The sequence below is a fragment of the Marisediminitalea lipolytica genome (genome assembly GCF_001758465.1).
Taxonomy (GTDB): domain Bacteria; phylum Pseudomonadota; class Gammaproteobacteria; order Enterobacterales; family Alteromonadaceae; genus Alteromonas; species Alteromonas lipolytica.
On sequence record NZ_MJIC01000009.1, the window covers coordinates 238,334 to 254,413 of the forward strand.

11 protein-coding genes are annotated in these 16,080 nt (G+C 47.8%); 10 read left to right on the forward strand and 1 reads right to left on the reverse strand.

The annotated features are described in order from the left end of the window. Nucleotides 1-40: 40 nt before the first annotated feature. Together BFC17_RS04805 and BFC17_RS04810 are read left to right on the forward strand one after the other, a co-directional pair. Entirely contained in the window at nt 41-1,645 is a 1,605-nt protein-coding gene (locus tag BFC17_RS04805; RefSeq protein ID WP_070175319.1) for a methyl-accepting chemotaxis protein, read from the forward strand. 171 nt (nt 1,646-1,816) lie between these two features. Continuing rightward, the gene (locus BFC17_RS04810; protein WP_229681027.1) at nt 1,817-4,693 is read left to right on the forward strand and encodes a M16 family metallopeptidase; all 2,877 of its coding nucleotides are present in this window, start codon (nt 1,817-1,819) and stop codon (nt 4,691-4,693) included. A 78-nt stretch (nt 4,694-4,771) separates the two neighbouring features. Here BFC17_RS04810 and BFC17_RS04815 read toward each other — a convergent pair whose 3' ends face one another. Further along, complete coding sequence (locus BFC17_RS04815; RefSeq protein WP_070175320.1) at nt 4,772-5,299, reverse strand: NADPH-dependent FMN reductase; 528 nt, start codon at nt 5,297-5,299, stop codon at nt 4,772-4,774. A 251-nt stretch (nt 5,300-5,550) separates the two neighbouring features. Between BFC17_RS04815 and BFC17_RS04820 the strand changes: the two genes are divergently transcribed. The 8 genes from BFC17_RS04820 (at nt 5,551) to BFC17_RS04855 (ending at nt 16,034) form a co-directional block, all read left to right on the forward strand. Next, on the forward strand, nt 5,551-7,893 hold the full coding sequence (locus BFC17_RS04820; RefSeq protein ID WP_070175321.1) for a glycosyltransferase family 61 protein: 2,343 nt from the start codon (nt 5,551-5,553) through the stop codon (nt 7,891-7,893). Nucleotides 7,894-7,986: 93 nt separating this feature from the next. Continuing rightward, nucleotides 7,987-9,798, forward strand: coding sequence for an Lnb N-terminal periplasmic domain-containing protein (locus BFC17_RS04825; protein WP_083271585.1), 1,812 nt, complete (start codon nt 7,987-7,989; stop codon nt 9,796-9,798). A gap of 14 nt (nt 9,799-9,812) precedes the next feature. Continuing rightward, nucleotides 9,813-10,259 carry a DUF3015 family protein gene (locus tag BFC17_RS04830; protein WP_070175323.1) on the forward strand — a complete coding sequence of 149 codons (447 nt, stop codon included), beginning with the start codon at nt 9,813-9,815 and terminating at the stop codon, nt 10,257-10,259. Between the two features lie 412 nt (nt 10,260-10,671). Beyond that, the gene (locus BFC17_RS04835; protein WP_070175324.1) at nt 10,672-11,829 is read left to right on the forward strand and encodes an NAD(P) transhydrogenase subunit alpha; all 1,158 of its coding nucleotides are present in this window, start codon (nt 10,672-10,674) and stop codon (nt 11,827-11,829) included. Nucleotides 11,830-11,832: 3 nt separating this feature from the next. Then, nucleotides 11,833-12,117, forward strand: coding sequence for an NAD(P) transhydrogenase subunit alpha part 2 (locus BFC17_RS04840; RefSeq protein ID WP_070175325.1), 285 nt, complete (start codon nt 11,833-11,835; stop codon nt 12,115-12,117). A gap of 12 nt (nt 12,118-12,129) precedes the next feature. Further along, nucleotides 12,130-13,518 carry an NAD(P)(+) transhydrogenase (Re/Si-specific) subunit beta gene (locus tag BFC17_RS04845; RefSeq protein WP_070175326.1) on the forward strand — a complete coding sequence of 463 codons (1,389 nt, stop codon included), beginning with the start codon at nt 12,130-12,132 and terminating at the stop codon, nt 13,516-13,518. Between the two features lie 120 nt (nt 13,519-13,638). Further along, the gene (locus BFC17_RS04850) at nt 13,639-14,127 is read left to right on the forward strand and encodes a helix-turn-helix transcriptional regulator (protein ID WP_070175327.1); all 489 of its coding nucleotides are present in this window, start codon (nt 13,639-13,641) and stop codon (nt 14,125-14,127) included. 143 nt (nt 14,128-14,270) lie between these two features. Continuing rightward, entirely contained in the window at nt 14,271-16,034 is a 1,764-nt protein-coding gene (locus BFC17_RS04855) for a DUF5666 domain-containing protein (protein WP_070175328.1), read from the forward strand. Nucleotides 16,035-16,080: the final 46 nt, after the last annotated feature.

Genomic DNA, 16,080 nt, shown 5'->3' on the forward strand with positions numbered 1-16,080 from the left:
CTAGCCGATGCAGAGACTTCGGCCTTTTTATGGAAAAAACATGTCAGTTAAAAGTATACAGGCAAAGTTAACGCTGGGATTGGTGGCCATAGCGATACTTACCATTTCTCTGAGCTACTGGAACACGGCCGTGGAAGAACGCGCATTGGCAGAGGAATTGGTGGAAACCAATTTATGGCATACCGCAGATAACTACTTCGATTCTATCAATTCTTTTATGCTCACCGGCATGATGGATAAACGGCAAATTCTGCAGGACAAAATGCTCAAACGGGAAGATATCGTTGAAGCGCGGGTTATTCGTAGTGACAAAACCAAGTCTCTTTATGGCGCAGGTCATACGGATCAGGCCGCTGTGGACGAATTTGACCGCACAGCGTTAACCGGCAAGCGCCAGTCATTTTTCACCGATACGGCTGATGGTCGCACCTTTACCGTGATAGAACCGCTTATTGCCAGAACCGACTACAAGGGGACTAACTGTCTGGGCTGTCACATGGCGCAGGATGGCGATGTACTTGGGGCCCTGCGACTCACAGCGTCACTCAAAAGCATCGATAAACGCATCGATAAAAGTGTTACGCAAAGTGTGCTTATTCAGTTATTGGTGCTCACTGTTGCCTTTGCAGTTTTGCTTTGGTTTATTCATACCCTGGTGATAAGCCGCCTCAAAGGGTTAAGAAACAGCCTTACCAAGGTTGCCCGGGACATGGATTTAACCAGTTCCTTCCGCTCAGAATCCAGCGACGAAGTCGGTGACCTTTCCAATGCGGTGGATACCACCTTACACAGCTTCAGAGAACATTTGGTCGAGGTGAATCAGTCTGCCGCTGAATTACTGGGCGTTGCGCAGGATTTAAAACGGGTCGCTAAACAAACCGACGACGCGGTAAGTGAGCAGAAATTGCAGACAGATTCAGTGGCCAGTGCGCTTACCGAAATGGAAGCGACCTCAGTAGATGTAAAACAACGTACCGTTGAAGCGCAGGAAAAATCGGCTTCCACCGACAAGCTATCCGAAGATGGCATTCACGTTGCCGAACAGGCGCAAAATTCCATTTTTGTGTTGAGTCAGCATATTAGCGAAGCAGCCGCGGTTATCGATCAGCTCGACGCGCGTATTCAGTCGGTCACTCTGGTGCTGGATGTAATAGGCGGAATTGCTGAGCAAACCAATTTGCTGGCGCTGAATGCGGCTATCGAAGCGGCTCGTGCGGGTGAGCAGGGGCGTGGCTTTGCGGTGGTTGCCGACGAAGTTCGCTCGCTGGCTAAACGCACCCATGATTCTACCGACGAAATTAAGACTACCATAACGGCATTGCAAGCAGAGGCAGTACGGGCGGTAGACTCAATGAACCGCTCCACCGAAGAGGCCGCACAACGGGCCGATAGCGTTAAAACGGTGACTCAAACCCTGCAACGTATTGCAGAACATGTGGGGGAAATTGCCGAACTTAACACGCAAATCGCCATGGCTGCCGATCAGCAAAGCGAGACAGCGTCTGAGATCCAACACAACACCATTAAAATCCGTGATATCGCCCACCAGTCTGAAGAAGTTGCTGACCGGGCCATGCACAATAGCCAGCAATTGCTGGAGATGGCCGAGCAACTGCAACAGCATGTGGCCAAGTTCAAACTCTGACGGGGTTTCGTCGTCAAATTTAACCCAATCAAAACAGTGCCGGCTATTCGCGCCGGCATTATTTTATGCCGTGTCGACCGCGCTATTCTTTCCACTGGTCGGTAACCGCTAGGTTTACGGTATATCTGTTGCTATATTGACAACAAATTATAACGGATACTAATAACGACAATGACAGCGCTTCGCTTCTTTAAATTTACCACTTTTATGCTCAGTGCTTTGGCATTAGCGGCTTGTTCAGAAAACCCTCCTGTTAGCCAGAGTGAAACATCCACAGTCGAAAAGCAGCCCTCCTTTGCAGTTAACTACGAAAAATTTGAGTTGGATAACGGTTTGGAAGTGGTTTTCCACAAGGATACTTCGGATCCGGTAACTGCCGTAGCCTTAACCTTTCATGTAGGGTCTGCCCGGGAAATCGAAAATCGCACGGGTTTTGCCCACCTGTTTGAACACTTGCTCTTTTTAGAGTCTGAGAATCTGGGTAAAGGCGGTCTGGATAAAATGAGTTCACGGATTGGTGGCTCAGGGGCTAACGGCTCTACCAGTCGCGACCGCACCAACTACTTTCAGACCGTCCCCAACGACGCGTTGGAAAAGATGATTTGGGCCGAAGCCGACAAAATGGGCTTTTTTATTAATACTGTCACCGATGCGGTGCTGGCCAAAGAAAAGCAGGTAGTTAAAAACGAAAAGCGCCAGAGTGTGGATAACCGTCCTTACGGTCATGCCAATTATGTGGTGGATAAAAATATGTACCCGGCTGACCATCCTTATAACTGGCAGGTAATCGGTTCGCTGGAAGATCTGCAAAATGCGACCCTGCAGGATGTTAAAGACTTCTATAACAAATGGTATGTGCCCAATAATGCTACGCTGGTGATTGCCGGTGACTTTGATTTTGCGCAGGCTAAGGCCTGGGTGCACAAATATTTCGACGAAATCCCTCGTGGCGAAGAGATAGCGCCATTAACCGATCGCCCGGCTAAGCTGACGGCTACGGTTAAACGTTACTACGAAGACAATTTTGCTCAGCTGCCGGAGCTACGCCTGGTCTGGCCCGGCGTCGATTTGTATCATAAAGATGCCTATGCGCTGGATATTCTGACCCGGTTACTGGCCGACGGAAAAACCGCGCCCTTAACCAAGGTTGTGGTTGAAGAAAAAGAGCTGGCGGCCGGGGTTAATATGTTTAACCGCAACTCGGAGATTGCCGGTGAACTTTACCTTATTACCCGCGCCTATCCGGGCACTAGCCTGGACGAGGTTAATGCCGCGATTCAGCAAGCCTTTAGCCGTTTTGAGCAAAATGGTATCAGCGATGAAGACCTGACCCGGGTCAAAGCTGGCATTGAAACCCGCTTTTATAACGGTTTGTCGAGTGTTCTGGGTAAAGCTTTCGAATTGGCCCAATACAACATTTTTGCCGGTGATCCTGGCTATATCAATGAGGAGCTTGATAAGTCATTAGCGGTAACCAAAGACGATATTATGCGGGTGTATAATCAGTACATTAAAGGCCAGGCGTTTATTGCCACAAGTTTTGTGCCTAAAGGGCAAGCAGAACTAGCCTTGTCGGGCTCTACCCCTGCCCAGGTGGTAGAAGAAAAAATTGTTACAGCAGGAGAAGGGGAAGCCTTTACCATTCCTGAAGACAGTGGTTACGAGCGAACAGTCAGTAAATTTGATCGCAGTGCAGAGCCGCCTTATGGTGAACTGCCGCAGCCGGCAGTGCCCAACGTATGGCAGGATAAACTGGACAACGGCTTGGACCTTTACGGTATTGAAAACAATGAGCTGCCGCTGGTTCAATTTGAACTGACCTTCCAGGGTGGCCTGATGCTGGAAGATCCGGCAAAAGTAGGCGTTGCCAGTTTGCTGGCTACCATGCTGGAAAAAGGCACTGCGACTAAAACCGCGGAAGAGCTGGAAAATGCCCTCGACTTACTGGGCACACAAATTGGCGTTTACAGTGGTCGCCAGTCGTTAACCATTAGCGGTACCATGCTGGCCAGAAACTACGCTGCCACCATGGCGCTGGTAAAAGAGATGTTGCTGACGCCGCGCTGGGATGAGAGAGAGTTTGCTCTGGCCAAGCAAAGCACGTTAAGCGTAATAGCAGAGCAAAGCGCTAACCCCAACAGCATTGCCGATAATCAGATATTTACTTTACTGTATGGCAAAGACCACATTTTAGCCCACAATCCGCTGGGCACAGCAGCATCGGTAGAGGCCATCACGCTGGCTGATTTAAAGCAGTATTACTCTCAGTACATTACGCCCTCGGTGGCCGATTTTCTGGTTGTGGGCGCGGTTGATACCAATACAGTCAAAGCCTCGTTAGCCTCTTTAAATAACGACTGGCCGGCCAGGGCGGTTACACTGCCAGCGCTTTCACTGCCAGCCAGACCAGAACAATCCACGGTGTATTTTTATGACGTGCCGGGAGCCAAACAGTCAGTACTGCGATTTGGTTATTTAGCGATGGCCGAAACGGATGCCGACTTTTACCCGGCAACCATCATGAACTACAAACTCGGTGGTGGTGGCTTCGCGTCGCGGCTGATGCAGTCGCTGCGTGAGGGCAAGGGATACACTTATGGTATTTATTCTCGCTTTAACGGCACGGATATTCCCGGGCCATTTTTAATTGAAAGCGGAGTACGTACCAACGTGACTTTCGAATCAGCTGCGCTGGTTAAAGAAATTATGGCGGAGTATCCGGCAACTTTTAGCGACGATGATTTAACTAACACCAAAAGTTATTTTATCAAGAGCGCAGCCCGCCAGTTTGAAACCGCTGAGGCTAAAATTTCGATGCTGGAAAATATCAGCCTGTATGGCTGGGGTGCAGATTACGTAAAACAGCGTCAGGAACTGGTGCAAAATATTACGGTGGATGACGTTCAAAAACTGGCTAAACAATACGCCAATCCTAACGCTATGATCTGGCTGGTGGTAGGAGATGCAGAATCTCAGTTGTCACGCCTCCAACAACTTGGCTTTGGTCAACCTGTTCTGCTCAATCCAGCCCAAACAATCGCTGAGTAAACGCAGAATAAACACCAGAAGAAACAAAAGGGCGCTCCACGGAGCGCCCTTACTTTAACAGCTATAGAAGACTGGCGATTACTCGGCCAGCTTTGCTACCGCCGCAGTTAATTCTGCAATTAACGCTTCGTCAGTCACTTTGCCCGTTTCTACATCAAATTTATCGTAGAAACCAGGAACAGAAACAGTCGCTTTAACGTTACCGGCATAGAACGGTGCAGAGGTAACTGCTGCTGATAAAACCGATTTGGCGCCACTTGGACCAGGCGAAGTCGCCAGATAAACCGCAGGCTTGTTTTTAAATAATTCACGATCGATACGGGTAGCCCAGTCAAACAGGTTTTTATACGCCGCCGGATAATGACCATTATGTTCAGCGTAAGAAATCACAAACGCGTCGGCCTTCGCCAGATCGTCTAAAAATTGCTGTGCACCTTCAGCCTGGCCAATTTCTTTTTCCAAGTCTTCGCTAAACATAGGTACATCATAGTCATTAATGTCTAAAACTGTGACTTCTGCACCTTCAACCAGGTTTGCAGTGTAGGTTGCCAGTTTTTTATTGATGGAAGTTGAGCTGTTACTTGCTCCGTAAGCTACGATTTTCATAATTTTGCCCCTTACTAAATTGATTACTAAGCTAATGATAAAGGAGGGATAAACGAACTACCATCAGATTAAAATCCAGTTCATATTCGTTTTTTCAGAATGATGTTAACAAGCAGGATAAATTTTGTGCATATCGATAAGGGCCAGTTGTGCAACAGCGATAAAATTAGCATTGGCCATGGGTATGCTGTGTGGCGCGAGAAAGTTGTGTGATACCATACCGCGGTAATGACAGGGACAGAGCAGTAATATTGAATAAGCGCATTATTTTCCATGTGGGCCCACCCAAAACCGGCAGTTCGGCCATCCAGCATTTTTTGCATCAGCACCGCCAGCAATTGCGGGCTCACTCAGTGCTATACCCTGCGCATTCTATCGATAAAAACGGCATTAGCTCGGGCAACGCCAGAGAAATTTGCTCACCTGACAGCCAGGGGCGACTGGCCCTGGATCGCAGCAAGCTAACCAGCGTCATTAATGCCTTTAACGCTGATCCTACTGTCTCAGTGTTGCTGTTGAGTTCGGAGTCGTTTTTTCGCATTATTCACGACCTTATTGATGCTGTTCCTGCAGCCGAATTTATTTGTTTCTTGCGCAATCCTATCGAATTTCAGCTGTCTATTTATAACCAGTCGGTAAAACGACACGCTAACAGTAAGCCATTCGTGCCGGGCAAAACGCTTAACATGGGGCAGTGGGAGAATATTCTTAAGGCCTCAAATCGTGTGGCACCGCAAAATATCCACTGTTTTGCCTATAAGAGTTACGAAGACCACGGCAATATTATCGACGACGTTATCAGCGTGCTGGGTTTATCCACTGTGTTCAGTGCAGAGTCCAGGGTCGTTAATGTGTCTTACAGTTTTGCCGCGCTGGAGTTAAAGCGCTGGTTAAATCAGTTTAATCTGGATGCGGTGCAAGCCGAGCTCGATGCTTATCTTCAGTTATGCAGTAAAGATACTCCCAGATACCGCTTGCTCGACGATGCGACGTTAGCGACCTATGCCAGTCAGTTACAAAGCCTGGCGGGTAAATTTACCGGCTTGCTTTCGGCCGAAGACTGGCAGTTAATCGGTACCGCTACAGAAAAAATGGCAGCGTTACCTTTACTAAAGCAAGAGCAATCCAGTGCAGAAAGCCGCGCTCTGATAACTAAAATGCGGAGTGAAAAACCGGCCTTGTACCGCGCTCTCAGCTTAGTGGTTGAAGAAGCTTCAGCATCAGTAAGTAATCACTCTTTATGTGAACATTTTACAATATCCAGCATTGAGCAATGGCGCGCAAAACTGGCCGGCGCTTACAAGTACCTGCTCAGTCGGGGTAAAAACCTGATTAATCAGACTACGCCAGCTATCACAGAATGTCCGCCAGACGCTCTCGACACAGCACAGCAAGTTAAACAGGTTACCGTAATCCCGCAGTTGCCTGGATCGGGTCCGGCTAACGTTAAAGGCGGGCTACGCGCAGAATCTCTGCCTGATTTTGCCCATCATTATCGTTTTGCCGCGGTAATTTATGGCAGTAAACCCGCTGAGTGTGCAACTAATGTGGCGCTGCTGGCGAGCCAGCCAGCGGTGAAGCGTTACCAGAAGGGCGAGTATTTTTACGGCGGCCCCATATTCAGTAATTTCGGCCACTTTATAGCGGAATCGGTGCACCGGTTAAGCGCTTTACCCGCCGTTCAGCAACGAGTGGGCATAAAGAAGGTGATATTTTTACCCCAGCATTATCGCAAGCTGGGTAAAGTGACCAAGCCAGCGTTACCCCCACATTTTTATGAGATTCTGCAATACTTCGGCGTTGCGCGTTCGCAGTTGCACATTAGTGAACGTGTCGAAGGGTTCGAATCGCTTTGGGTAGCTCCGCAACAAAGCTATTTTCGCGACCGCGGGCCGGTTTCTGCCCACTATAAAACCTTTTTACAACAGTGTGAGGCGCGAGCTGGAATCGATGTTTCGGCGCAGTTACCGCAAAAGCTTTATATCAGCCGCACACCTTATTTATTACGTGGCGGTTTTGCCGGTGAAACGGTTATCGAGCAATACCTTGAGCAACAGGGTTTTGCGGTCTTCCGACCAGAAAACTATCCGATAACCGAACAGTTACGCCATTATAAAAGCGCCAGCGAAATCGTACTTGCAGAAGGTGCTGCGCTGCACGTAATGGAACTGCTTGGCCACACCGATGCACGAATTACCGTGCTGCAACGCAGGCAGAATACCGATCAAATCTTCAGGCCTTTGCTAAGTGCTCGCTGTAATGATGTTGATTTTTTTGGTGAATTAACCGAATTACCTTCTTTATTTGTCAATAAGCAGCAAAAGAGCGCCGCCCATGGTAGCGCGCTTTCCGTGTTGCATGGCAACGCCTTAAAGCAATATTTGCAGCAACGACTCGGCATCGGCGATTTTGATGCAGAAGCGTTTAATGCACAAATCCGTCAGGATATTCCTGCCTACTACCGGGCTTATGCACCTGAATTGCTCAAAATACCTGAAGTGAAGGATCTACCCGCTTCCTTTGTACGTCACGTGACCTCTTTACAACAGCAGCAAATAGGGCAAATGCCGGCAAACTGGGACTTGCTTGATTAAACCCGCTTTAGTGTTGTATCGTGGCTCGTTTGTGGTGCGGTAAACGGCTTAAAAAGCCGGCTTGCTTACGTTGTCCTGGGAAATGGAATTTGGATGTTTCGCTGTAGTATGTTGCGAATGTTGCTGGTTTGCCTTGTTGCCGTTAATGGCGCTGTGCAAGCTGCTGTCAGTGAGCTGGCATCGCACCCTGTGTGGCTCCAGCTATTGCACGCAGGACAAACACCAGTTACTGCCGAAAACAGTCCTTTCTATCTGGCTGCCGATGGGTATAAACACCCGCAAAACGAACTCGAAGCAACCATCAGTGCGTTTAAGCGTCAGCCTGATTTGCAGTGCCGTTATCCCGCGCGGCGGATGTTTTTACAGCAACATGCCCCCAACCTGACCTTTACCCGTGTTGAGTGCGCTGAGTATCAGCAGTATCTTGAGGCGTTCATGACCGACAGCGTTAGCCTTATCTATGCGTCTGGTTTTCTGGGTAATCCCGCTTCAATGTTTGGTCATGTGTTTTTAAAATTTAACGGTAACCAGCAGCACGATTTACTGGACAACACCTTTTCTTACGGGGCGCAGGTACCCGATAGCGATAACAAGTTAGCCTATATTGTAAAAGGTATCAGCGGTGGCTATGCAGGGCATTTTACCAACCAGAAGTACCACCACCACGACCTGACTTACAACGAGTCTGAACTGCGCAATTTGTGGGAATACCGCTTAAATCTGACCCGCACTGAGGTGATGTTTTTGCTGGCTCATTTGTGGGAGCTGGAAAACAGCACCATGACGTATTATTTCTTTAAGCAAAATTGCGCGTACCAACTGGCGCAGTTACTGGCGCTGGTGATAGATGAGCCGTTAATCGATGCGGCCAAGCTGTGGGTGATGCCAGTGGATCTTATTATGAGGCTTAATAGCACTAAGTCTGGGAAGCCACTGTATACCAGTGTTATTTTCCATGGCTCAAGGCAGCAGTCGCTTTATGATCATTACCAACAGCTCTCGGCTAAGCAGCAAGCTGTGCTTAAAGACATTATTCAACAGCCTGCTGAACAAACCACTGCGTTATTAGCGCAGCTTCGCGAGGGGGATGCAAAACCCGTTATCGACACGCTTTACGATTATGTAGCGTTGCAGGATGTCCGTCTTGATGAATTGCCGGAGTCATTAAAAGAAAAAAAACGCCTGGCCATGGTAAGACGTTTCGAATTGCCTCCCGGTCAGGTTGACTGGCAGGCTTATCAGCCTGTTGCACCGCACAACGCGCAATTAACCAGTTTATTGCAAGCCGGTTATCTTGATTATCCGGAGGGGTCAGCGGCAACGTTTCGCTTTCGCGCCAGTTACTACGACTTGCTGACATACAATCCGGGCAGATTACCGTTTTCTGAACTGACAACTTTCGATCTCACGCTGGCCTACAAGGATAATCAGAAGATTGCGGTTAAAAATTTCAATCTGCTCAAATTAATCAACTTAAATGCCTCACAAACGGGGCTGCCTGGTGATGACGCGCTGGCCTGGAGACTGGCTGCTGGTTATCGCCAGCAAGCGAATAATTGCCAGCATTGTGGCAGCGGATTTGTTGAAGGCTTTATTGGCAAGGCATGGTCGCCTGGTTCTCAGTTTGTAATTTACGGCGCGGCCTCTGGCCTCGCTACCAGTTCCAATCGCTTGGGAGGCAATGTAGCGTCCGGTGGCGAAGTGGGAGGTGTAATCACCATTACACCAACTTTAGCAATGTCCTTTTCTGCGGGGCATCAGTGGTATTTAAATAACTTGTCAGCACACCGCCAGTATGTGGAGGTGGAGTCGCGCTGGTTGATCAGTCAACAGTGGGATGTCAGAGCAAGCTTTAGTTATCTTGAGCAGGCAGAAACAGGGGTGCATATTTCATATTATTATTAAAAAAAGGAAATCTAATGTTCAAAAAACTAACTATGGCTGCTGCGCTAATGACGGCTACTCTTTCTGGTCAAACCATGGCGCAGGAAAACATTAACCCATGGAAACACTGTGGTATTGGCGCAATTATCTTTGATGACAATGGTACTGCGGCGGCAATCTCTAACATTATCTGGGACTTAGGTACCACAGCTGTATCGTCTAAAGTATCTTCTGCGGACTCTTGCTCTGGCAAACTGGTTACCGCTGCGGTATTCATCCAGGACAACTTTAAAAAAGTCATGGAAGAAACCAGTCAGGGTGAAGGCGAGCACCTGGTTGCGATGATGGATATTCTGCAAGTTGAACAAGCTCAACGTAGTCAGGTTATTGCAGCGGTACGTGCTGATATGGCTAAAGCGGTTGCGGCCAATGCAGAGACTTCACCAGAGATTTACTACAATGCAGTAGTGGCCAGTATCTAAGCCAAATGTGGTTATTTCAAAGCGCAGTGTTCTCGCTGCGCTTTGCACATCTTCCTGAAATTCTCAATTCCCCGGCGGCACTAATTACCTACTTCTTTGAATTGTATTATAAGTAAGAGTTATAAGTCTTAATCGTTTCATAAGCCGCATTTAAGTGATTAAAGCTAAATTTTTTCTTTCAATTTAGAATTTAATTATGCATTATTGGCCCCTCGCTGTAATCCTTTCCTAAAACTCCAATAAAAACGGAAGATTACAAAATTGTATATATAAGTAATTTTTATACACAAAAAGCTATACAATTTTGTAGTAAATGGATCAAAAGCACCTTGTGGCAACAAACAGATACCGCTTAATCGCCGGAGAAATTTGGTGGTTAGGTTAATTTTGCCCGGAGGAAAGGAGGATACTCTTGAAACTCTTAGTTCTAAACGAAGCAAGGCACGCGATTGATGACAGTTTTGTCGAACAGCGTTGTGCAGTAACGCCTGCTACTGTTATGCGGTTTTCCCGAATGGGCTTTACCGTGATGATAGAGAAAGACGCTGGTGCGTTATCAGGCTATCCCGATGCCACTTACACCGAACAAGGTGCAACGATTGTTGAGGCAACCGCCGAGGTACTTGGCGATGCCGATATCGTTTTCTATGTAAACCGTCCGCTGCCCAGCCATCTGGAACAGTTTAAAGCCAACGCGCTGGTGATTGGCCATATCGATCCGTTCTTCCAGCAAGAACTGGTTGAAACCATGGCCGGTAAAGGTTTATCCACATTATCGGTAGAAATGATCCCACGTTCTTCGCGCGCCCAAAAAATGGATGCGTTGAGTTCACAGGCGAGTCTTGCTGGTTATGTCATGATGATGCAGGCCGCTAATGCGTTGCCAAGCATTCTGCCCATGATGATGACGCCATCCGGTACCATTAAACCGGCCAAAGTATTTATCATTGGTGCCGGTGTTGCTGGCTTGCAGGCCATTGCTACCGCAAAACGCCTGGGCGCTAACGTGTTAGCTTATGATACCCGCCCTGTGGTTGCAGAGCAGGTAGAATCCTTAGGCGGTAAATTCCTTAAAATCGACATCGGTGAGACCGGTCAGACCAAAGACGGTTATGCCAAGGAACTTACCGACGAGCAAAAAGCCAAGCAGCAGGAAGCTCAGCGTGATGCGATTGCCGATTCTGACATCGTCATTACCACTGCACAGCTGTTCGGTCGCAAACCGCCGGTGCTGATCTCCAAAGACACCCTCGCGCTAATGAAACCTGGCAGCGTAGTAGTTGATATGGCCGCCCAGTCTGGCGGTAACGTCGAAGGCTCTGTACCAGGCAAAACAGCTACCGTTGAATGTGTTACCGTTATTGGTGATGGTAACTGGAGTCAGCGCGTAGCCCGTGACGCTACCGATATGTATGCCAATAACCTGCTAAACCTCATTGATGAGTTTTGCGATAAAGAGTCCAAGCAATTCACGCTGGACCTTGAAGACGAAATTCTGGCTCAGAGCGTGATCACTCACGCTGGTGAGATCACCAATGACATGCTTAAAAACGCATACAAAGGGGGCTAATCCATGGAAACTATTTACCTGATCTTTATCGTTCTGCTGGCCGCCTTTTTGGGTTTCGAACTCATTCGTAAAGTGCCTGCAACACTGCATACGCCATTAATGTCGGGCTCTAATGCGATTTCCGGGATCACCTTAGTGGGTGCCCTGGTCGCGTCGGGTTCTGATAACAATACCCTGACCACTATTTTAGGTACTGCCGCGGTAGCGCTGGCCAGTATCAACGTAGTGGGTGGTTATATGGTTACCGATCGCATGCTCGGTATGTTCAAGAAAAAGCAAGGCAAGTAAGGGGATTATGCTGTGAGTGATAGTGCATTGATCATTAATCTTGCCTACGTATTGGCAACCACGCTGTTTATTGTTGGTTTAAAACTGCTGAGTCACCCGTCTTCAGCCAAAAAAGGTAACCTGGTTTCTGCAATAGGTATGTTTATTGCGGTTGTTGTTACCCTTATCGACCACCAGATCATCAGTTACCACTGGATTCTGGTAGGCTTTGTAATTGGTGGCGCTTATGGTGCCTGGAAAGCCAAAACCGTTGAAATGACGCAAATGCCAGAAATGGTTTCGCTGTTTAACGGTTACGGTGGTGCAGCTTCTTTATTACTGGGCTGGGCAACCATTTCCGGTATGAACACCATTACTATGGCAACCACCGATACGCTAATTTTTGTTACCGTGTTCCTGACCATCCTGATTGGTGGTATTACTTTCTCGGGCTCTGTTATCGCCTGGGGTAAACTGTCTGGCAAAATGTCGTCCAAAGCGTTTATCTTCACCGGTCTGCGCGAACTTAGCATTTTGCACCTTATCGCGTTTTTCGTGGTGGGATATTTATTTGCAACCGACCCCTCTAATCCAGTGTGGTTATATGTGTCTATCGCGCTGGCATTAAGCTTTGGTATCTGGGCAACTATCTCTATTGGTGGTGCGGATATGCCGGTGGTTATCGCTCTGCTTAACTCTTACTCTGGTGTGGCAGCGTGTGCGGCGGGTCTGGCAGTTGAAAATACCATTCTTATTGTTACTGGTCTGCTGGTGGGCGCATCAGGTCTTATCCTGACCAACATCATGTGTAAAGCCATGAACCGCTCACTAATGAACGTACTGTTGTCTGGTTTTGCCAAGCCGGTAGAGATGGGTGAAGCCATCGAAGGCGAAGTTAAAATCATGTCTGCGCAGGATGCCTTCTATGTACTGGAAGCCGCTCAGTCAGTGCTGGTGGTTCCAGGTTACGGTATGGCGGTAGCTCAGGCTCAGCATGCTGTGCGTGAAATGCAGTCGCTGCTGGAAGAAAACAACTGTACGGTGGAATACGCTATTCACCCGGTTGCCGGTCGTATGCCTGGTCACATGAACGTACTGCTGGCTGAAGCTGACGTACCTTATGACCTGCTGTGTGAAATGGATGATGTTAACCCACGTATGGAAAACTACGATGTGGTTATCGTTATCGGTGCTAACGACGTGGTAAACCCTGCGGCCAAAGAGATGAAAGGCAGCCCGATTTATGGTATGCCGGTTATCGAAGTGTACCGCGCTAAAACCGTGTTTGTACTTAAGCGTTCTGCTAATGCAGGTTTTGCTGGCGTCGACAATCCACTGTTCTTTAAAGACAATACCCGCATGGTATTGGGCGATGCTAAAGATACCATTAACAGCATTATCCGCGAGTTTGGCGACGACTAATCGTTCCTGGTTATCTACTTAACGAAAAACTGGCCTGTACAGATAATTTGTACAGGCCATTTTCTTTTGGTCTTGTTACTATCTCCATCACATCCGAAACGGATGTTTCCGGAGAGTTTTGTGAAAGATAAAATATTTTCCCTTGCGCTGATTTGTATCGTGATTCTCAAATGCATGGATCTGTATATCGATTTCCATGAGGATCTTGAACCGCTGCATATTATTCAGGAATCGGTTCTTATTCTGATTTCGTCTGCGTTGTTTGTATTTCTTATTATTGATATCCGACAGCGTTCAAATGCGCTTAAAGCTTTAAAAGTTGACCTGGAGCTTTCAAACAGCAAAGTGAGTCAAATGAGCGAAGAACTGAAACGCTCAAAACGTGATTTCTTTGCCGCCGTACAAGATCAGTTTGAACGCTGGCAACTCACTCCCAGTGAAAAAGAAGTCGGTTTATTCCTGTTAAAAGGACTTAGCCTGAATGAAATCGCTGAGATGCGACAAACCTCAGAAAAAACCATCCGGCACCAGGCCTCCGCGGTGTACAAGAAATCGGAATGTACCGGTCGTCATGAACTGGCAGCTTTTTTCTTTGAAGAACTTGGTTAAGTAATGCTCAAAAGAGTGTAATTATATCAAAGTCTTGTATGGCTTATAGGCCATATGCCCTAACGTCCTATATGATATGTCTTACGGCAAAATGAGCAGTTAGCAACTATAACCTTAGTAATTGCAAGTACTGAGGAGTAGAGATGCAACGTTCACTGATAAATTTATCTGTAATTGCCGGCTTGTTGTCTGGTTGTGGTGGTGGCTCATCTGATGCGAGTGCGCCGATCTCTGAACCGGTTGCTCAGGAACCGCCCGCGAGCGCAACAACCACAGTAAAAAGCGGCGTTATTACCGGATTTGGCAGTGTCTATGTAGACGGTGAAAGGTACACCACCGACGAAACATCCATCACTATCAATGGCGAGGCCGGTGCGTCTATCGAATCGCTGAAAGTAGGTATGCGGATAGCGCTGACCAGCAGTGATTCAGGATCAACTCCTGGCGCAGCTACCATCACTTACGAGTCAGATGTAGAAGGCGTTATTCAGACTATCGATCGATTATCAGGACGGATTCAGATTGCCGGCGTTACCATAAGCTACGATGACCTCACTCACTTTATTGCTACTTCCGAGAATACGCTTAGCGTAGGTGACCGGATTGAGGTGAGTGGTTATGCGCTGGCAGATGGCACCTTTTATGCCACATACATCGAAATAGAAAACGAACTTCAGCCATCGCAATCGCAAACCGTTTCGGGCGTGGTAAGTGAACTGGATACTACTGCACAGCAATTTTACATTGGTTCTACGTTGGTCGATTACAGTCAGGCCAGCGCCGAAGGCGCGCTGGCAAACGGGTTACAGGTTAAGGTTGAAGGGCTATTCAGCGATGGGGTGCTGACCGCAGCAGAACTAAAAGTGCGCGTGGTGAGTTACGAGGATAACGATGATGTGGCTGAGGCGGAAATAGAAGGCGTTCTCACGGCAGTGGATCCAGCCAGTAACACTCTGGAGCTCTATGGGCAAACTTACACTTACACCAGCAGTACCGCATTTGAAGATGGTACAGTGGACGATCTGTTAGCGGGTGCGATAGTTGAAATAGAAGTGGCGTACGCGAATGGCGAACAAACGGTCACTAAAGTTGAGTTTAAAAAGCAAAACCTTGCAGATGGGAAAGTTAAGGGCGTGATCACCGCCATTGACACGGAAGCCGGGAGTATAACGGTCAACAATTCTGTGTATGTTGTTAATAATCAGACTCGGTATGAAGACGATGACGATCAATATGTGGCTTTGTCATTTTTACAGGTTAACGACAAGGTAGAGTTGGTTTATCAGACGGTTGATGAAACCAATATTGTATTACGACTGGAGCGCGAAAATGACGAGGAGTATTTCGCAGAGTCTGAGCTGGAAGGTTATGTTACAGCGGTTACTGGCAACAGTATTACACTGCTGGGCCTGACTATCGATTTAGCCGCAGAGGCGCTGTATTTACTGGATGAGCGACGGGTGACCCTGGATATATTTGTTGCTCAGCTGAGTATTCCGGCTAAGGTTGAATTACGCGGGAACTACGACCAGAACGGAGTTTTCATTGCCAATAGGTTTGAGCTGGAACTGGAAGACGATTCTGACGATGATGGCGACAACGATGACGATCGAAGCGATGATGATGACTCTGACGGTCAGAGTAAAAACGGGGTTTACCTTGAAATTGAAGGCCGCGTGACAGCCGTTACCGGAGATGGGCGTTTTACTTTGAATGGCTATGATGTGGATGTAAATACCGCCAGCAAACTTGAGCTAAATGACCTTAAAGTCAGTGTGATTGAATTTATGGCGGCCATTAGCGATGGCACTGTGGTTGAGGTAGAAGGCGTGCTCGACGCTGAGGGCGTACTGGTGGCCACGGAAGCAGAGATTGAAGAAGACGACAGCGAGAGTGACGACGATTAAGTTCTGACTTCAGCGTAAAATATCAGTCGGCTACCAACTAAGTTGT